Genomic DNA, 17,780 nt, shown 5'->3' with positions numbered 1-17,780 from the left:
CGCCAACTCTGCGATTCCGGCCACCACTTCACCTTCCCACCAGCAAGGAGACCGTTTCCCCATGAGTACCGTGGCGTCCGCGCCCGATTCCGCCGCCGGCCCCTCGTCCCACCCCTCCGTCCACCCCTCCTCCCACCCCTCCGACGATCCCTCCGTCCGCACCGTTCGCGTCCCGTACGACGAGCTGCTCCGGTTCACCACCGATGTGTTCGTCGCGCACCAACTGCCGCCCGACCGGGCCAGGTCGGCGGCGGAGGCGCTGTGCTACGGGGATGCGGCGGGGATGGAGTCGCACGGGCTGGTGAATCTGTCCCGGCTGTATCTGCCGCTGTTGGCGGAGGGGCGGGCCGATCCGCTGGCCGAGCCGGCGGTGGTGGCCGACCGGGGGGCCGCGGTGCTGGTGGACGCGGGGAACGCGCTCGGGCTGTGGCAGGCGGGCGCGGCCATGGAGTTGGCGGCGGAGCGGGCCGAGCGGTTCGGCATCGGGCTGGTGTCCGTACGGCGGGCGACGCACTTCGGGTGCGCCGGGCACCATGCGGCGCGAGTGACCGGGCGCGGCATGGTCGGGCTGTTGGCGTCGAACTGCGGCCGGCAGCGGATCGCCCGCCCACCGGGCGGTGCGGTCGCGCTGCTCGGCACCAATCCGTGGAGCGTGGCCGCGCCGGCGGGTGAACTTCCGCCGTACGTCCTGGACATGAGTACGACGGCCGTGCCGACGGGGCGGGTGCGGGCGGCGGCGCGGGCGGGGCGGTCGATTCCGGAGGGGTGGCTGGCCGACGAGGACGGCCGGCCGGTGACCGACCCGGCCGCGTTCGACCGGGGCGAGGCGCATCTGTTGTGGCTGGGGTCGGGTTCGGGCGCCGAGTTCAAGGGGTTCGGGCTGGGTCTGATGGTGGAGGTGCTGGCGGCGCTGCTGCCCGGTGCGGGTCTCGGCCCGGAACCGGCGGCGCTGGACGGGGACGGCGGCCCGACCGGCCGGGACGACGACATCGGCCTGTTCGCCCTGGCGATCGCCCCGGCGACGCTCCGCGATCCGGATCAACTGGCGGCGGATGCAAGGACGTTGTTCGGCACGGTGCTGGACTGTCCGCCGGCCGGGGATCAGGCCGGGCCGGTCGTCTACCCGGGTTGGCACGAGGCGCGGCGGACCGCCGAGGCGCGCCGCGACGGTGTGCCGTTGGCGGCGCCGCTGCTGGCGGAACTCGCCGCGGTGGCCGAACAGTTCGGTGTCCGTCCGGTAGCCGTGGAGGTGGCGGAGTGAGCGGCCTGCGGGTGGGGGTGATCGGCCTCGGGGTGATCTCGCGGTTCTACCTGACCGCGCTGGAGCAGGTCCCGGGGGTGTGCCTGGCGGCGGTCTGCGACCGGGACGCCGAGCTGCTGCGTGAATTCGCCGACCGGGCGGGGTGTTTCACGGACCACCGGGCGATGCTGGCGGCGGGCGGGCTGGACGCGGTGGTGGTGACCGTTCCGAACGACCGGCATCTGGCGATCTGCCGGGACGCACTGCGGGCGGGGCTGCCGGTGTGCGTGGAGAAGCCGCTGGCGCTGCGGGCCTCGGAGGGCGCGGAGTTGGCGGCGCTGGCGGCGGAGCGCCGGGTGCCGTTGTTCACGGCGTTCCACCGACGGTACAACGCGGCGGTGCGGGAGCTGCGCCGAACGTTGGAGAGCGCGGCGCCGGTGCGGTCGGTGACGGCGCGGTACTTCGAGCTGATCGAGGAGCATGTCGGCCGGGACCGCTGGTACTTGGACCCGGCGCGCTGCGGCGGCGGCTGCGTCGCCGACAACGGCCCGAACGCGTACGACCTGCTGCGGCTGCTGGCCGGGCCGATGGACGTGGACGCTGCGGCGGTGGTGCGGGACGGGACCGGGGTGGACCGGTCGGCGGTGCTGGAGCTGTCGGGCGCGGGCGGGGTGCGCGGCCGGATCGAGCTGGACTGGTCCTATCCGGGTGAACTGAAGGACGTCGCCGTGGAGTTGGCGGACGGCTCGGTGCTGCGGGCGGACCTGCTGGCCGGGCACGACGGGTTCAAGCAGTCGCTGTGGCACGAGTACGTCGGCATCGTCACCGAATTCGCCGGACTGCTGACCGCCGCCGACCCGAGCGGACAGAACGGCCGGGGCCCGGACGGGGTGGACGCGCTACGGGTGGTCGAGGCGGCGTACCGGGCCGAGCGGGCGGGGGTGCGCGGATGATCCGGCAACGTGGCGAGCGGCCCCAACTACCGGTCGTGGTAAGGGAGAACGGGCCTAAGCGGACGGTGACGGGCACCCTGGTGAAGGTGCTGCTGCACAGCCGGACAGAGCGCGGGATGTGCCTGGAGCCGTTCGCCAGCCGGTGTGTGCGGGCCGGCGAGGTGCACGAGCTGGTGACCACCGATCAGCGGGACACGGCGGCGGGTGCGCGGATCGACCGGGTGGGATTCCTCGGCTTCGCGGAGATCGCGGCGGCGGGGGTGCTGGACCGGGGCGACGAGGTGTTCGTCGGCGAGCACCGGGTGGGGACGGTGCTGGGCTTCGACGCCTGCCACTTCCCCAACCACTACAACGTGCTGATCGCAGCCGACCGGCTGCTGACCGGCGAGAAGCTGGACCTGCGGCCGGAGTTGCCGGTGCGGTTCGTCCCGGCGGCCGCGAAGTCCTGAACGACCGGCCCGGCGGCCACGGGGTCCCGCCGGGCCGCAGCCGCCGGCACCGCAGCCCGCCGACCGCAGCACGGCACAGGCCGCCCACCACAGACCGTCCACCGCAGGCCGTCCACCCCAGGCCGCCGAATGCAGGCGTCCACCGCAGTACGGGCACCACAGCATGGGCACCGCAGCGCGGCCGAGCGTGTCCCGGCATGCCACAAGGGCCCGGATCGGGGGGCGCCTTCCCCGTTCCGGGCCCGGTTGCGTCAGGCCGTCGCCGGCCGCGCGGTGGGGCTCAGCCGAGCAGCGGAACGTCCAGCTCGCCCACGTGGTAGGCGCGGACGGCGTGGACCAGCTCGTCGACGGACAGCTGGCCGTCGCCGTTGGCGTCGATCTGGCGGAAGGCGTCGGCCGGCTCGATGCCCTCGACGCCGATGGCGTCCAGCCAGGTCTTGAACTCGGCCGGGTTGACCTGGCCGTCGCCGTCCACGTCGACCAGCTCGACCATGGCCTGGATGGTCGGCTTGACGATGCGGCCGAAGCCGGCGCCGCCGTTCTCCAGGACGTGCTCCTCGGCGATGTGGTTGAACTGCTCGGGGGTGAGCGCGCCGCCGTGCTCGTCGATGCCGGCCTTCTCGGCGAAGAAGCTCCACATGCCGAGGTAGGCCTCGGTCAGCGCACGGCCGGCCGGGGAGGCCGAGGTCTCGCCGAAGGCCTGCAGGATGCGGGTGGCCTCGGCGTTCCAGTCGTCACGGTCGATCTGGCCGTCGCCGTTCACGTCCCAGAGGTCGAAGCGCTTCTGGGTGCGGTCGGCCTGCACGGAAATGGTCATCGGGTGTCTCCACGTGAGTCTGTTGCGGGCGGCGGCCGGCCCAGGGACGTCCAGGGACGTCCGGGCACAGGGCGGCGAGTGTCGCCCGCCGGGGTTCGAATGAATGGCGATCACACAATCAGTGCGGTCGGCCACGGAACGTCACACTACCGGCGCGGTTCACTCCACTTCCTCGGCGTGCCGCCAAGTGGGTGACATATTTCGCGTATTGACTGACCGTCAGGCCAGGTGTCGTTGAACTCCAAGGCCCCAGACACGATTTGGGGACGTGGTCAACGGTTTCGTGGTCCGTCTCCCGAGTGGGTGATCGGGGCCCGGCAGGTCGTCGGCGGGCCCGCGCCGGGCCTCTAGTCTCGCTCCGTGACCGACACCTCTGCGGCCTCCGCCGCCTCCGCGCCCCTTGCGTCCGGGGCACTCCCCGCACTCCCGATGACCGAGCTCGCCCCGCAGGCCTTCGCCGCCGTCCACGCGCTGCACGGCGCGGTGGAGCAGGCCGCGGCGGCAGCCGGGATGGAGCCGCTGCTGCTGGAGTTGGTGCGGCTGCGCTGCTCGCAGCTGAACGGCTGCACCTACTGCGTGGACCTGCACACCGCGGCGGCACGGAAGGCCGGCGAGTCGGACGAGCGGCTGGACCGGCTGACGGCCTGGCGGGAGTCCGGCCCGCTGTTCACGCCCCGCGAGCAGGCCGCGCTGGCCCTCGCCGAGGCGGTCACCCGGCTCCCCGACCACGCGGAGGGCGCGCGGGCGCAGCGGGCGGCGCGGGCGGTGCTGTCCGATCCGGAGGCGGCGTTCGTGGCCTGGGCGGCGGCGGTGGTGAACACGTACAACCGGATCGCGGTCACCTCGCGGCCGGTGCCGGCGGTTTAGCGCGCCCCAGGGTCCGCAGGTTCGCCCGGCGGCGGGCGGTGCGGCAGGCTGGAGGGGTGGCAGCGACATTCGACGGCGCGGGGGCGTTCGGCGGCGCGGGCGGGTCCGGTCCGGGCGGGTCCGGTCCGGGCGGGTCCGGTCCGGGCGGGTCCGATCCCGGTGCGGCCTTCGCGGCAGCGGTGTCGGCGGTGTCGTCGTCGGCGCCGGCGACCGGGCCGGTGGTATTGGACGGCGGGCTGTCCGCCCAGTTGGAAGCTCAGGGCTGCGATCTCTCGGACGCGCTGTGGTCGGCGCGGCTGTTGCTGGACGATCCCGGGCAGGTGGTGGCGGCGCACCGGGCGTTCTTCGCGGCCGGGGCGCTGGTGGCCACCACGGCGAGCTACCAGGCGAGTCGGGCGGGGTTCGCGGGGCGCGGCGTGGGCGCGGCGAAAGCGGACCGACTGCTGGCGTTGAGCGTGGAGTTGGCGCGGCAGGCGGCCGAGGAGGCGTCGGCGGAGCTGGGTGACGGGCGGGCGCGCTGGGTGGCGGCGTCGGTGGGTCCGTACGGGGCGGTGCTGGCGGACGGCTCCGAGTACCGGGGTCATTACGGGCTGTCCGCCGCCGAGTTGGCCGCCTTCCACCGTCCGCGGCTGGAGGTGTTGGCGGCGGCGGGGCCGGACGTGCTGGCGGTGGAGACGGTGCCCGACCTGCTGGAGGCGTCCGTCCTGGCGGACTGTGTCCGGGGGTTGGGCCTGCCGGTGTGGTTCTCGTTCGGCGCGGCGGACGGCCGGACCAGGGGCGGCGAGCCGCTGGCGGAGGCGTTCGCGTTGCTGGCGGACGTGCCGGAGGTGGTGGCGGTGGGCGTCAACTGCTGTGCGCCGCAGGAGGTTTCGGCGGCGGTGTCGCTGGCGGTGGAGGTGACGGGCCGGCCGGCGGTGGCGTACCCGAACAGCGGTGAGGGCTGGGACGCGGCGGCCGACGGCTGGGCGGGCCCGCCTGCCTTCGACCCTGTCGACGCGCCGCGCTGGGTCGCGGCGGGCGCCCGGTTGGTGGGCGGCTGCTGCCGGGTGGGCCCGGACCGGATCGCGGAGTTGGCGGCGGCGCTCTCCGGGTGACCGCCACGCGCCGAAGCCGGGGAACGCCGGACCGCGCGGCGCGGGCCGGCCGGGAGGGCCCGATGGCCGGCCCGGCCCCCGAATCGCCGGGCCGGCCGCAGGGGCGGCCGGGTGCGGAGGCGGGAGGATGGTCGCGGTGATCGACGGGCGGAGAGGGGTCGTGGTGCGGGCGGTCGGGTTGGTGAACGGTCTCGGGGCGCGGTGGGGGCGGGAGTTGGCGTTCGAGGCCGGGCAGGTGTGGACGGCGGTGGGGGTGTGGCCGCTGTTGGCGATGCTGGCGGCGGGGGCGGGCGAGCCGGTCCGGTCGGAGTTGGGGCGGGCGTTGGGGGTTTCGGCCGAGGAGGCTCCGGCGGCGGCCCGTGAGTTGCTGGGGCTGGTGCGGCGGACGCCGGGGTGTGCGGCGGCGCTCGGGTTGTGGACGGCGGAGCGGGTCGAGGTGGAGCCCGGCTGGGTGGCGCAGCTGGGCGCGTCGTCGTGGGGGAGGTTGACGGGCGAGGTTGCTGCCGATCGGGCGGCGCTGGACCGTTGGGCGGCGGAGCGGACCGGTGGCCTGGTGCGGCAGCTGCCGATGGATCTCGCCGGGGCGGAGTTGGTGCTGGCGTCGGCGGTGACGGTGCGGACGGACTGGGCGGCGCCGTTCCGGAGGGGCCGTTTTCCGGTGGCCGGGGGCCCGTGGGCGGGGCGGGAGTTCGAGCAGTTGGCGCGGTCCGGGCCGGAGCTGTTCGAGCGGATCTCGGTGGCGGAGACCTCGGCGGGCCCGGTGACGGAGGTCCGGGTGGTGGGGGACGGCGAGGTGGACGTCCATCTGGTGCTGGGCGGGCGCGACGCGGCGCCGGGTGCGGTGGTGGCGGCCGGGTTCGAGCTGGTGTCGGGTGGGGCGGGGCGGCTGCCGGTGGCCGACCGGGTGGACGGGAAGCCTTGGCCGGGGCTGGAGTTGACGACGGTGGAGTCGGCGTCGTCGGGTGATGTCGGCGAGCTGCGGACGGCGGGTTTCACCGTCCGGGCCGAGCACGACCTGTTGTCGGCGGCGGAGCTGTTCGGTCTGCGGACGGCCGTCCGGGACGGCGACTGGTTCCGGGGCATCAGCCGCAGTTTTCCGTTGAAGGTGTCGCAGGCCCGGCAGGTGGCGATGGCGGAGTTCTCGGCGAAGGGTTTCGAGGCGGGCGCGGTGACGGCGGTGGCGATGACGAGGTCCGCGTCGGTCGTCCTCCGCCGGTTCCGGGTGCGCCGGGCGGTGGCGCAGTTCGACCGGCCGTTCGCGTTCCTGGCGGTGCACCGTGCCTCGGGCCTGGTGCTGATGGCGGGCTGGGTGGCGGAGCCGGGCGCGGCGGGGGCTTGATCGTGCGGCCGGGCGTCCGGGCGGGGGCGGCGGGGTAGTACGGTCGGAGGACGGTAGGTGGGGTCGGCATGGCCGACCGGTGGTCATGGAGGTGGGCCGGTGTCCGGTGCGATCCAGTCGCTGTCGCGGGCGGCCGCGATCCTGCGCCTGTTGGCGGGCGGGGAGCGGCGGCTCGGCCTGTCGGAGGTGGCGACGGGGCTGGGGCTGGCGAAGGGCACGGCGCACGGCATCCTGCGCACCCTCCAGCAGGAGGGGTTCGTCGAGCAGGATCCGGACAGCGGCAAGTACCAGCTGGGGGCGGAGCTGCTGCGGCTCGGCCAGAGCTACCTGGACGTGCACGAGCTGCGGGCCCGGGCGCTGGTGTGGGCGGACGACCTGGCGCGGGCGGCCGGCGAGACGGTGTACCTGGGGGTGCTGCACCAGCGGGGGGTGCTGGTGGTGCACCACGTGTTCCGGCCGGACGACACCCGGCAGGTGCTGGAGGTCGGTTCGATGCAGCCGCTGCACGCGACGGCGCTGGGCAAGGTGCTGCTGGCGTACGACCCGGTGGCGCGCGGCGAGTTGGGCGACGGGCCGTGGGAGGCATTCACGCCGCGGACGGTGACCGATCCGGCGGCGCTGGACGCGCAGTGCGCGCTGGTGCGGGAGCGGGGCTGGGCGGACGCGGTGGAGGAGACCTGGGAGGGCGTGGCGTCGGTGGCGGCGCTGATCCAGGACCGGCGGCGCAACCCGGTGGGCGCGGTGTGCGTGAGCGGCGCGGTGGAGACGGTGTGCGAGGGCGGTGCGGTGCGGCCGTCGCTGGTGGCGTCGGTGCGGACGGCGGCCCGGGCGATCTCCCGCGACCTGGGGGCGCACCGGTTCTGAGTGGGCGTGGTGGGCGCCGGGTGATCATTCGACGGCGGTGCGTGTCCGTCGGGGGCGTCGCGGGTCACAACGCCTTGACGTCGGGCGTCCGGCTGCGGTTGGCTTCCAAACGTCGGTCGACATTGTCGAACGACGGCTGGAGAGTCCGGGTGTTCCGCGCCGCCCGCGTGGTTTGCCGGACCTGCGCGCACGGGGACTGACGAAGGGTCGGCCCCCACTCCCCCGTCGACATCCCTGAGCCGAGCCGAGCCGAGGAACCGCATGACTGCCAGCTACATCGCCGCGATCGACCAGGGCACCACGTCCAGCCGGTGCATCCTGTTCGGGGCGGACGGCCGGATCGTCGCCGTCGAGCAGCAGGAGCACGCGCAGATCTTTCCGCAGCCGGGCTGGGTCGAGCACGACGCGGCGGAGATCTGGACCCGAGTGCAGGCGGTGGTGCGCGGCGCGCTGGACAAGGCGGGGCTGACCCGGGAGGACATCCGGGCGGTCGGCATCACCAACCAGCGCGAGACCACGGTGCTGTGGGACCGGCACACCGGCGAGCCGGTGCACCACGCGATCGTCTGGCAGGACACCCGGACCGAGGCGCTCTGCCGGGAGCTGGGCCGCAACGTCGGCCAGGACCGGTTCCGCCGGGAGACCGGGCTGCCGCTGGCCAGCTACTTCGCCGGGCCGAAGATCCGCTGGCTGCTGGACAACGTCGAGGGTCTGCGCGAGCGCGCCGAGGCCGGGGACATCCTGTTCGGCACCATGGACACCTGGGTGATCTGGAACCTGACCGGCGGTGTGCACGGCGGCCGGCACGTCACGGACGTCACCAACGCCTCGCGCACCCTGCTGATGAACCTGCACACCCTGGAGTGGGACGAGCGGATCGCCGAGTCGATCGGCGTGCCGATGGCGATGCTGCCGGAGATCCGCTCCTCCGCCGAGGTGTACGGCGAGGCGGTCGGCGTGCTGGCGGGCGTGCCGGTCGCGGCGGCGCTCGGCGACCAGCAGGCCGCGCTGTTCGGCCAGACCTGCTTCGACGTCGGCGAGGCGAAGTCGACGTACGGCACCGGCACGTTCCTGCTGCTGAACACCGGCGAACGGATCGTCAACTCGTACCACGGGCTGCTCACCACGGTCGGCTACCGGATCGGCGACCAGCCGCCGGTGTACGCCCTGGAGGGGTCGATCGCGGTCACCGGCTCGCTGGTGCAGTGGCTGCGCGACCAGCTCGGGATCATCTCGACGGCGGCCGAGATCGAGACCCTGGCGGGCACCGTCGAGGACAACGGCGGCGCGTACTTCGTGCCCGCGTTCTCCGGCCTGTTCGCGCCGTACTGGCGTTCCGACGCGCGCGGCGTGATCACCGGCCTGACCAGGTACGTCACCAAGGGCCACCTGGCCCGGGCGGTGCTGGAGGCGACCGCCTGGCAGACCCGCGAGGTGGTGGACGCCATGCAGAAGGACTCCGGCGTCACGCTGACCGCGCTGAAGGTCGACGGCGGCATGACCTCCAACAACCTGCTGATGCAGAACATCGCGGACGTGCTGGACGTCCCGGTGGAGCGCCCGTACGTCGCCGAGACCACCGCGCTCGGCGCGGCCTACGCGGCCGGCCTGGCGGTCGGCTTCTGGGACTGCCTGGACACCCTGCGCGCCAACTGGCACCGGGCCGCCGAGTGGACCCCCCGGATGGACGACGCGACCCGCGAGCGCGAGCACCGCAACTGGCTGAAAGCGGTGGAGCGCACCATGGGCTGGATCGAGCAGGACGACGAGCAGCCGCAGCTCTGACGCCCAGTCAGAGACCCATCACCGAAAGGAGACGCGGACCGGCGAGAACCGGGCCCGCCGCACACACCATGGCAAGCATCCCGACCCTGGGCGCCGAGCGCGCCGCCGGCCGCGTCGCCTCCCGTGCCGCCACCCGCGAGCTGCTCGGCCGGGCCCGCTACGACCTGCTGGTCATCGGCGGCGGCATCCTCGGCACCGCCACCGCCTGGACCGCCGCCCAGGCCGGGCTGAAGGTGGCCATGGTGGACGCCGGGGACTTCGCGAACGCCACCTCCTCCGCGTCCTCCAAGCTGGTCCACGGCGGGCTGCGCTACCTGCAGACCGGCGCGGTCAGGCTGGTCGCCGAGAACCACAAGGAGCGCCGGGCGCTGGCCACCGACGTGGCCCCGCACCTGGTCAACCCGCTGACCTTCTTCGTCCCCGTCTACGAGGGCGGGCCGCACTCGGCGCCGAAGCTCGGCGCGGGCGTGTTCCTGTACTCGGCGCTGTCCGCGTTCCGCGACGGCCTGGGCCGGGTGGTCTCCCCCGCGCAGGCGGCCCGCGCGGTGCCCGGGCTGCGCACCGAGGGCCTGCGCCGCGTCGCGGTGTACGGCGACCACCAGATGAACGACGCCCGGATGGCCGTGATGACGGTCCGCGCGGCGGTGGACGCGGGCGCGGTGGTGCTCAACCACGCCGAGGTGACGGGTCTGCGCTTCACCCGCGGCCGGGTGACCGGAGCGGAGGTCCGCGACCGCCTGGACGGCGCCGAGTTCGGCATCGACGCCCGCCTGGTGCTGAACGCCACCGGCCCGTGGGTGGACCACCTGCGGCGGATGGAGTTCCCGGGCGCCGAGCCGTCGATCCGGCTGTCGAAGGGCGCGCACGTGGTGCTGCGCCGACAGGCCCCGTGGCGGGCCGCGCTGACCATTCCGATCGACCAGTACCGGGTGTCGTTCGCGATCCCGTGGGAGGACCACGTCCTGCTGGGCACCACCGACGAGGAGTACGTCGGCGACCCGCTGGACGTGCGGGCCACCGACGCCGACATCGACCAGATCCTGTCCGAGGCGGGGCACGCGGTGCGCGACGAGCACCTGCGGCGCGAGGACATCACGTACGCCTTCGCGGGCCTGCGGGTGCTGCCGGGCGGTCCGGGGGCGACGGCCGCGGCCAAGCGGGAGACCGTCGTCACCGAGGGCCGGGCCGGGATGCTGTCGGTGGCGGGCGGCAAGTGGACCACCTACCGGCACATCGGCCGGGTGGTGCTGGAGAAGCTGAAGAACGCCCGGGGCGTGGGCCTGGCCGAGGACGTCTCGCCCATCCCGGCGACCGTGCCGCTGCCGGGCATCGGCGCCCCGCAGGCGGTCGCGCACCGCCTGCTGATGGACCGCGAGCCGGGCTCCCGGATGGACCCGCTGGTGGCCCGGCACCTGGCCACCCACTACGGCACGCTGTCGTTCGAGATCGCCCGCATGATCGCCGAGCGCCCGGAACTGGGCGAACGCGTGCACCCGGGCGGGCCGGACGTGTGGGCGCAGGTGGCGTACGCGGCCGAGCAGGAGTGGGCGTACACGGTGGACGACGTGCTGCGGCGACGCACCACGCTGACGGTGCGCGGGCTGGACACCGAGGAGGTCCGCAAGCGGACCGCGGAGCTGCTGGCGCGGTAGGCGCCCGCGGAGCCGCCGACGCGCCGGCCGTCCGAAGACACGACGACGCCCTCCGGGAGAGAAGCGGGATCCGGAGGGCGTCGCGGTCTGTGGGGCGCTCGGGCGCTAGATGATCAGGCTGAGCGGCAGGATCAGGGCGATCGCGACCACCGAGATCACCGTCTCCATCACCGACCAGGACTTCAGCGTCTGGCCGACGCTCATCCCGAAGTACTCCTTCACCAGCCAGAAGCCGGCGTCGTTGACGTGCGACAGGAACAGCGACCCGGCGCCGATGGCGAGCACCAGCAGCGCGGCGTGGGTGGTGGACATGTCGGCGGCCAGCGGGCCGACGATGCCGGCGGCGGTGATGGTGGCGACGGTGGCGGAGCCGGTGGCGAGGCGGATCAGCACGGCGATCAGCCAGCCGAGCAGCAGCGCGGAGATGTGCCACTTGCCGGACCACTCGCTGACGGCGTTGCCGACGCCGACGTCGATCAGGGTCTGCTTGAAGCCGCCGCCCGCGCCGACGATGAACACGATGCCGGCGATCGGGCCGAGCGAGTTGCCGACCGTCGCGGAGATCCGGGCCTTGTCGAACCCGGCGGCCCGGCCGAGGGTGACCATGGCGAGCAGGGTGGCGGCGAGCAGCGCGATCAGCGGGGAGCCGATGAAGTCGAAGAACCGCTGAACGGTGTTCTTCGGGTCGTCGACCACCACGTCGGCGAGGGCCTTGCCGAGCATCAGCACGACCGGCAGCAGGATGGTGACCAGGACGGCGCCGAACCGCGGGGTCTTCCCGTGCTTGGCGGTGTCGACGGGCGCGGTGTCGGCGGGGATCTCCAGCGGGCCGACCCAGCGCTGGGCGAACCGGGAGAACAGCGGGCCGGCCACGATCAGGGTGGGGACGGCGATCAGCAGGCCGAGCGCGAGGGTGACGCCGAGGTCGGCCTTGAGGGCGTCGACGGCGACCAGCGGGCCCGGGTGCGGGGGCACCAGGCCGTGCAGCACGGACAGGCCGGCCAGCGCGGGGATGCCGATCCGCATCAGCGGGACGTTGCCGCGGCGGGCGACCAGCAGCACGATCGGGATCAGCAGGACGACGCCGACCTCGAAGAACAGCGGCAGGCCGAGCACGGCGGCGATCAGCGCCATCGCCCAGGGCAGCATCTTCGGGCCGGTCCGGGCGAGCACCGTGTCGGCGATGATGTTGGCGCCGCCGGAGTCGGCGAGCAGCTTGCCGAGCATCGCGCCGAGGCCGATCAGCAGGCCGACGGAGGCGACGGTGGAGCCGAAGCCGGTGGAGAAGCTGCTGAGCAGCTTGTCGAACGGCGCGCCGGCGACGGCGGCGAGCAGGCCCGAGCCGAGGGTGAGCGCCAGGAACGGGTGCAGCTTGAACTTGGTGATCAGCAGCACGATGGCGCCGATGCTGAGCAGCACCGCGAGCAGCAGTTGGCCGTTGCTGGACGTGTGGGGGAGCGCCGGCGCCGCGGCGGCCAGCAGGGTGGGGGTCACGCGAGTCTCCATTGACGGGCCGTCGTCGCCCGGGGGTCCGGTGGGCGGCGGCGGGGTGTGACGGGGTGGGGCGGGGCGGGGCTCAGCTCGCCAGGCCGACGACGGCGCGATCGACGAGGGTGTCGGGGTCGGCGTCGACGTCCAGCACGGTGCCGCTCTCGTCCGCCTGGAGCGGTTCGAGGGTGGCGTACTGGGAGTCCAGCAGCGAGGGCGGCATGAAGTGGCCGGTGCGGTGGGCGATCCGGTCGCCGACCAGGTCGTGGCTGCCGGTCAGGTGCAGGAAGAACGCCTCGGGGCAGGCGTCCCGCAGGATGTCGCGGTAGCTGCGCTTGAGGGCGGAGCAGGTGACGACGCCGCCGGTGCCGGCCTCGGCGCGCTCCCCGAGCCAGGCGCCGAGGGCGCGCAGCCAGGGTTCGCGGTCGTGGTCGTCCAGCGGGGTCCCGGCGCTCATCTTGGCGATGTTGGCGGCGGGGTGGAAGTCGTCGGCCTCGGCGTACGGAAGGCCGAGGCGGTGGGCGAGCAGTCGGGCGACGGTGGTCTTCCCGACTCCGGAGACGCCCATCACCACGATGACGGGCGGCTTCTGGTTCTCGACGCTGAGAGCCATGGGTGGTGCTCCTGTCCTTGCCTGGTCCTGGGCAAGGTAGACCCAAAGGTATGACTTATTCAAGCCGCCGAAACCTAATCGTCATACTTATGTGCATCGCCGCAGGTGGGAGGCGTTCACCGCTCCCCCGCCCCCGGGTCGGCCGCGGCCTCGCCGATAGGCTGGCGGGATGGAGATCCAGGGCCTGCCCGGCCGACTGCTTGCCCACCTCGGCCCCGCGATCGCCTCCGGCGAGCTGCCCGCGGGCACCGTGCTGCGCACCGAGGAGCTGGAGGCGCAGCACGGGGTGTCCCGCACGGTGGTGCGGGAGGCGGTGCGCATCCTGGAGTCGATGCGGATGGTCGAGCCGCGCCGCCGGGTCGGGATCACGGTGCGGCCGCAGAGCGACTGGGACGTGTTCGACCCGCTGGTGATCCGCTGGCGGCTGGCCGGAGCCGGCCGCTCCGCGCAGCTGCGCTCGCTCGGCTCGCTGCGGGTCGCGGTGGAGCCGGCCGCGGCGGCGCTGGCGGCCCGCAACGCCAGCGACGACGACCGCCGGGAGCTCAGCGCGCTGGCCGTCGAGCTGACCGTCACCGCCCGGGCCGCGGACCTGGAGTCCTTCCTGGAGCACGACATCGCCTTCCACGCGACGGTGCTGCGGGCGTCCGGCAACGAGATGTTCGCGCACCTGAAGGACACCGTCGGCGCGGTGCTGACCGGCCGCACCGAGCACCGGCTGATGCCGCACCGGCCGCGCGAGTACGCGGTGCAGCTGCACCGGGACGTCGCCGAGGCGATCTGCGCGGGCGATCCCGAGCTGGCGGAACAGGCGATGCGCACCATCGTGGCCGGCGCGTTGGAGGAGCTCGACGCCACCCTGCCCGACTGACGCCCCGTCGGCCCGATCGGCCCTCTTGCCGGGCGGAATACGATCCTGGACGGGGGGGGTTGACGGTCCGTCGGCGCAACACGCCCGGTTTGAGTGGAATTCAGCCGGGTGGCGGCATACCTTCACCCTTATTGGGCAGCCTGGGTAGCACCGGACGGGTGCGCATCCGACAGGGGGGTGGGCGATGGCGCGTCGTCGGCGCAGTCGGTTGCCGGACGAGGTGCGGGACGCCGCGGTCCGGGCCGGGCTGGCATTCGCCTTCACGGTGGTGACGGTGATCGTCGCCGTCCTGGCGTCCTGGTCGCACACCACGATCATCGTGCCCGCGCTGGCGATGATGGCGATGGGCGTCTTCGTCACGGCCTGGTGCCTGATCGACGTGGTGGTCTCCCGCCAGGTCGCCGCGTCCCGCCGCCGCGCCCCCAACTCGATAGGCCCGTTGGACGGTTCGCGCGAACGCACCCGCCGCCCCCAGCCGTACGGCAGCCACCCGCAACGCGGCTGACCGCCCGTCACGGCAGCCGTCCCGACGCGGCCGACCGCCCGTCACGGCTGCCGGTGGCGGCCGGGGGTGGTGCCGAACGCGTGCCGGAACGCCTCGATGAACGCGCTCGGCGAGCGGAATCCGCAGGCGGCGGCGGTGGACGTCACCGAGCGGCCCTGCGCGAGCAGCACCAGGGCGTGCTGGAGCCGCAGTTGGGTGCGCCACTGCGGAAAGCCGAGGCCCAGCTCGCGGCGGAACAGCCGGCTCAGGGTGCGTTCGGCGGCGCCGACGGCCCGGCCGAGTTCGGCCAGCGAGCGCCCGTCGGCGGGATCGGCGGTGAGCAGCGCGGCGACGTCCCGCAGGCGCGGGTCGGTGGGCCGCGGCAGGCCGAGCGGCAGTTCGGGGGCGCGTGCGAGCTGGTCCAGTGCGGCGAGTTCGAGCGTCCGGGCCGGCCGTCCGACGGGGGCGTCCGGGCCGGTGAGGTGCGCGATGATCTCGCGCAGCAGCGGGGTGACGGCCAGCACGGCGGGCGCCGCCAGCCCCAGCGGGTTCGTCCCGGCCGGATACACCAGGCACCTCAACTCGCTCGTCCCGTGGGACCGGTGGGTGTGCGCGACGCCGGCGGGCAGCCACACCGCGCGGTGCGGGGGCACCACCCAGCGGCCGTGCGGGGTGCTCACCTCCAGCACGCCGAGCCCCGGCGTGATCAGCTGGTTGACGTCGTGCCAGTGCCAGGCGATCCGCTCCCGGTGCACCAGCCGGTGGCGGCTCGGGCCGGTCTCCTTCTGGTGCGGCGCCCGCGAAGGCGGTCGGGGCGGGTCGGCCGGAGGTTGGCGGGTCGGCGACATGGATTGGCAGAGTAGCGGAAGCCAGCCCGGCGGGTCGGCGGCCAGGCTGGGCGTCATGACAACGGATCGGGCCGGCGTGTGGCGCCGGATGAGACTGTGGGGTGCGGCGCACGCCGTGGACGACCTGTACCAGGGCCTGGTGCCGGCGGTGGTCCCCTACTTCGTGCTGGAACGCGGCTACGGCTACGTCGCCGCAGGCGGGTTGACGCTCGCGGCCACCCTCGGCAGCGCGATTCCGCAGCCGCTGGTCGGCCTGCTGGTGGACCGCCGCCCGCTGCCGTGGCTGTCCGCCGCCGGGCTGGCCCTGGCCGGGCTGGGCGTCGGCCTGAGCGGACTCGCCGACGGCTACGCCCTGGTGTGGCTGCTGGTCCTGCTCTCCGGCCTCGGGGTCGCCGCGTTCCACCCGGCGGCCGGGCGGGCCGCCCGGGAGGCGGCGGGCGACAGCGCGAGCGCGATGAGCGTCTTCGCGGCGGGCGGCAGCGTCGGCTTCTTCCTCGCGCCGGTGCTGGCCACCCCGCTGCTCACGGCGTGGGGCGTGCGGGCGACGGCGGTGTTCGTGCTGCCGGCGCTGGTGATGGCCGCCGTCCTGTACCGGGCCCGGCACCGCGGCCGCGGCGGGTCGGGCGGGAGCGCGGCCCGCACCGGGAAAGACCGGTGGCGGCCGTTCCTGGTGCTGACCGGGGTGGAGATCGTCCGCTCGGTGGCCTTCTTCGGGGTCAGCACGTTCATCGAGCTGTACTGGCTGCGGCAGTTGGGCGCCTCCCACCTGCTGGCGGGCGCGGCCCTGACCTGTTTCCTGCTCGGCGGCGTGGTCGGCACCCTGGGCGGCGGCCGGCTGGCGGACCGGATCGGCATGGTCCGCACCGCGCAGTGGGGGACGGCGCTCACCGCCCCCGCGCTCGTCCTGCTGCGGGTGACGCCGGGCCAGTGGGCGCCGCTCGCCTTCGCCGTGCTGGCCGGCGCCATGCTCAACCTGCCGTTCGCCGTCCTGGTGAAACTCGGCCAGGACTACCTCCCCACCCGCCCCGGCACCGCCGCCGGCGTCACCCTCGGCCTCGCCGTCAGCGTCGGCGGCCTGATCGCCCCGCTGTTCGGCCTCGTCGCCCAGTCGCACGGCCCCCAGGGCGTGCTCACGGTGCTTCCGGCGGTGCCGGTGCTGGGCGTGCTGCTGGGGATGTTCATGGTCGAACCCCGGGCGGACTGGGCCGAACCGGACGGCGACGGGACGGACGGCGACGGGACGGGCGGGGCCGGGGGCGCTGCGGACGCCGCCGCCCCCGCGCCCCCGTCGACTCAGCCCCTGGAGCCCACCGCGTAGCCGTACTGCACCGGCCAGGTGCGCTCCGCGCCCAGCGCCTTCGCGGCGTGCAGCGGCCAGTACGGGTCGCGGAGCAGCTCGCGGCCCAGCAGGACCACGTCCGCGTCGCCGGCCGTGAGGATCTGCTCCGCCTGGGCCGGTTCGGTGATCATTCCGACGGTGCCGACCGGGAGGCCGGCCTCGCGCCGGATCTGCGCGCCGAAGGGCACCTGGTAGCCCGGCCCGACGGTGATGTTCGCGCGCGGGACGATGCCGCCGGAGGAGACGTCGATCAGGTCGACGCCGAGGGCCTGGAGTTCCTTGGCGAGCAGGACGCTCTCGTCGACGGTCCAGCTGGGCCGGTCGGTGACCCAGTCGGTGGCGGAGATCCGGAACAGGACGGGGAGGTCCGCGGGCCAGACGGCCCGTACCGCGGCGGCGACCTCGCGGGCCAGTCGGCTGCGGCCGGCGAAGTCGCCGCCGTAGCCGTCGGTGCGGTGGTTGGTGAGCGGGGACAGGAACTGGTGGATCAGGTAGCCGTGGGCGCCGTGCACCTCGACCGCCCGGAAGCCGGCGGCCAGTGCGCGGCGGGCGGAGGACGCGAAGTCCTGCACCAGTTCGGCGATCTGGGCCTCGGTCAGCTCCGCGGGAGTGGGGTAGCCGTCGTCGAACGGGATCGGCGAGGCGCCGACCACCGGCCAGCCGCCGTCCTCGACGGCCAGCGGGCCGCCGCCCGCACTCGCCTTCGCGGTGGAGGCCTTGCGGCCGGCGTGGGCCAGCTGGATCGCGGGGACCGAGCCGTGCTCGCGGATCAGGGCGGCGATCCGGGCGAGCGCCTCCTGCTGGCGGTCGTTCCACAGGCCGAGGTCCCAGGGGGAGATCCGGCCGTCGGGGCGGACGCCGGTGGCCTCGACCATCACCAGTCCGGCGCCGCCGGCGGCGCGGGAGCCGAGGTGGGCGAGGTGGAAGTCGGTGGCGACGCCGGTCTCGGGGCCGTCGGCGGGGGCCGAGTACATGCACATCGGGCTGAGCCAGATCCGGTTGGGGACGGTCAGCGAACGGAGGGTGATCGGCTCGAACAGGGCGCTCATGGGGCCCGTCCTTCCTGTGGTCCCGACGGTG

At 74.3% G+C, this 17,780-nt stretch carries 17 protein-coding genes; 12 read left to right on the top strand and 5 right to left on the bottom strand.

Features of this window, described 5'->3' with window-relative positions; all coding sequences use genetic code 11:
* Positions 1–61: 61 nt before the first annotated feature.
* Genes ACIQF6_RS31930 through ACIQF6_RS31920 form a run of 3 tightly spaced genes read left to right on the top strand, consistent with a single transcriptional unit; the run spans position 62 to position 2,642 of the window.
* Positions 62–1,261: an Ldh family oxidoreductase gene (locus ACIQF6_RS31930; protein WP_400901297.1), complete on the top strand. Its 1,200-nt coding sequence runs from the start codon at positions 62–64 to the stop codon at positions 1,259–1,261.
* Positions 1,258–2,193, top strand: a complete 936-nt coding sequence (locus ACIQF6_RS31925) for a Gfo/Idh/MocA family protein (RefSeq protein WP_400901295.1) — start codon at positions 1,258–1,260, stop codon at positions 2,191–2,193. The genes ACIQF6_RS31930 and ACIQF6_RS31925 overlap by 4 nt, the downstream gene beginning before the upstream one ends.
* Positions 2,190–2,642, top strand: a complete 453-nt coding sequence (locus tag ACIQF6_RS31920; protein WP_400901293.1) for a DUF6917 domain-containing protein — start codon at positions 2,190–2,192, stop codon at positions 2,640–2,642. The genes ACIQF6_RS31925 and ACIQF6_RS31920 overlap by 4 nt, the downstream gene beginning before the upstream one ends.
* A 280-nt stretch (positions 2,643–2,922) precedes the next feature.
* Here ACIQF6_RS31920 and ACIQF6_RS31915 read toward each other — a convergent pair whose 3' ends face one another.
* Positions 2,923–3,459 carry an EF-hand domain-containing protein gene (locus tag ACIQF6_RS31915; RefSeq protein WP_400901291.1) on the bottom strand — a complete coding sequence of 179 codons (537 nt, stop codon included), beginning with the start codon at positions 3,457–3,459 and terminating at the stop codon, positions 2,923–2,925.
* 360 nt (positions 3,460–3,819) lie between these two features.
* On the opposite strand from ACIQF6_RS31915, the gene ACIQF6_RS31910 reads away from it, so the two are divergent.
* The 6 genes from ACIQF6_RS31910 (at position 3,820) to ACIQF6_RS31885 (ending at position 11,060) form a co-directional block, all read left to right on the top strand.
* Complete coding sequence (locus tag ACIQF6_RS31910; RefSeq protein WP_400901289.1) at positions 3,820–4,326, top strand: carboxymuconolactone decarboxylase family protein; 507 nt, start codon at positions 3,820–3,822, stop codon at positions 4,324–4,326.
* A 179-nt stretch (positions 4,327–4,505) separates the two neighbouring features.
* A complete protein-coding gene (mmuM, locus tag ACIQF6_RS31905; RefSeq protein WP_400901339.1) occupies positions 4,506–5,420 on the top strand; it encodes a homocysteine S-methyltransferase in 915 nt (304 codons plus the stop codon).
* 127 nt (positions 5,421–5,547) lie between these two features.
* Positions 5,548–6,759, top strand: coding sequence for a serpin family protein (locus ACIQF6_RS31900; protein WP_400901287.1), 1,212 nt, complete (start codon positions 5,548–5,550; stop codon positions 6,757–6,759).
* A 99-nt stretch (positions 6,760–6,858) separates the two neighbouring features.
* Positions 6,859–7,623: an IclR family transcriptional regulator gene (locus ACIQF6_RS31895; RefSeq protein ID WP_400901285.1), complete on the top strand. Its 765-nt coding sequence runs from the start codon at positions 6,859–6,861 to the stop codon at positions 7,621–7,623.
* A 261-nt stretch (positions 7,624–7,884) separates the two neighbouring features.
* Positions 7,885–9,408 carry a glycerol kinase GlpK gene (gene glpK / locus ACIQF6_RS31890; RefSeq protein ID WP_400901283.1) on the top strand — a complete coding sequence of 508 codons (1,524 nt, stop codon included), beginning with the start codon at positions 7,885–7,887 and terminating at the stop codon, positions 9,406–9,408.
* A gap of 68 nt (positions 9,409–9,476) precedes the next feature.
* A complete protein-coding gene (locus ACIQF6_RS31885) occupies positions 9,477–11,060 on the top strand; it encodes a glycerol-3-phosphate dehydrogenase/oxidase (RefSeq protein ID WP_400901281.1) in 1,584 nt (527 codons plus the stop codon).
* A 105-nt stretch (positions 11,061–11,165) separates the two neighbouring features.
* Here the strand turns inward: ACIQF6_RS31885 and ACIQF6_RS31880 are convergent, their stop codons facing one another.
* Together ACIQF6_RS31880 and ACIQF6_RS31875 are read right to left on the bottom strand one after the other, a co-directional pair.
* Positions 11,166–12,566 (bottom strand): gluconate:H+ symporter, encoded by a 1,401-nt coding sequence (locus tag ACIQF6_RS31880; protein WP_400901279.1) that lies wholly within the window; start codon positions 12,564–12,566, stop codon positions 11,166–11,168.
* Between the two features lie 70 nt (positions 12,567–12,636).
* Positions 12,637–13,161 (bottom strand): gluconokinase, encoded by a 525-nt coding sequence (locus ACIQF6_RS31875; protein WP_400901277.1) that lies wholly within the window; start codon positions 13,159–13,161, stop codon positions 12,637–12,639.
* A 169-nt stretch (positions 13,162–13,330) separates the two neighbouring features.
* Between ACIQF6_RS31875 and ACIQF6_RS31870 the strand changes: the two genes are divergently transcribed.
* Together ACIQF6_RS31870 and ACIQF6_RS31865 are read left to right on the top strand one after the other, a co-directional pair.
* Complete coding sequence (locus tag ACIQF6_RS31870; RefSeq protein WP_400901275.1) at positions 13,331–14,029, top strand: FadR/GntR family transcriptional regulator; 699 nt, start codon at positions 13,331–13,333, stop codon at positions 14,027–14,029.
* A 184-nt stretch (positions 14,030–14,213) separates the two neighbouring features.
* A complete protein-coding gene (locus ACIQF6_RS31865) occupies positions 14,214–14,534 on the top strand; it encodes a hypothetical protein (protein ID WP_400901273.1) in 321 nt (106 codons plus the stop codon).
* A gap of 41 nt (positions 14,535–14,575) precedes the next feature.
* On the opposite strand, the gene ACIQF6_RS31860 is transcribed toward ACIQF6_RS31865, so the two are convergent.
* Entirely contained in the window at positions 14,576–15,361 is a 786-nt protein-coding gene (locus tag ACIQF6_RS31860; protein ID WP_400901271.1) for an AraC family transcriptional regulator, read from the bottom strand.
* A 55-nt stretch (positions 15,362–15,416) separates the two neighbouring features.
* Between ACIQF6_RS31860 and ACIQF6_RS31855 the strand changes: the two genes are divergently transcribed.
* Entirely contained in the window at positions 15,417–16,679 is a 1,263-nt protein-coding gene (locus ACIQF6_RS31855; protein ID WP_400901269.1) for an MFS transporter, read from the top strand.
* On the opposite strand, the gene ACIQF6_RS31850 is transcribed toward ACIQF6_RS31855, so the two are convergent.
* Positions 16,655–17,749: an NADH:flavin oxidoreductase/NADH oxidase gene (locus ACIQF6_RS31850; protein WP_400901267.1), complete on the bottom strand. Its 1,095-nt coding sequence runs from the start codon at positions 17,747–17,749 to the stop codon at positions 16,655–16,657. The two genes, ACIQF6_RS31855 and ACIQF6_RS31850, sit on opposite strands and share 25 nt — an antisense overlap.
* Between the last annotated feature and the right edge of the window lie 31 nt (positions 17,750–17,780).

It is taken from the genome of Kitasatospora sp. NPDC092948, assembly GCF_044754805.1.
Taxonomy (GTDB): domain Bacteria; phylum Actinomycetota; class Actinomycetes; order Streptomycetales; family Streptomycetaceae; genus Kitasatospora.
The sequence above is the reverse complement of the archived record's forward strand: the minus strand, read 5'-3'. Positions and strand labels throughout refer to the sequence as shown.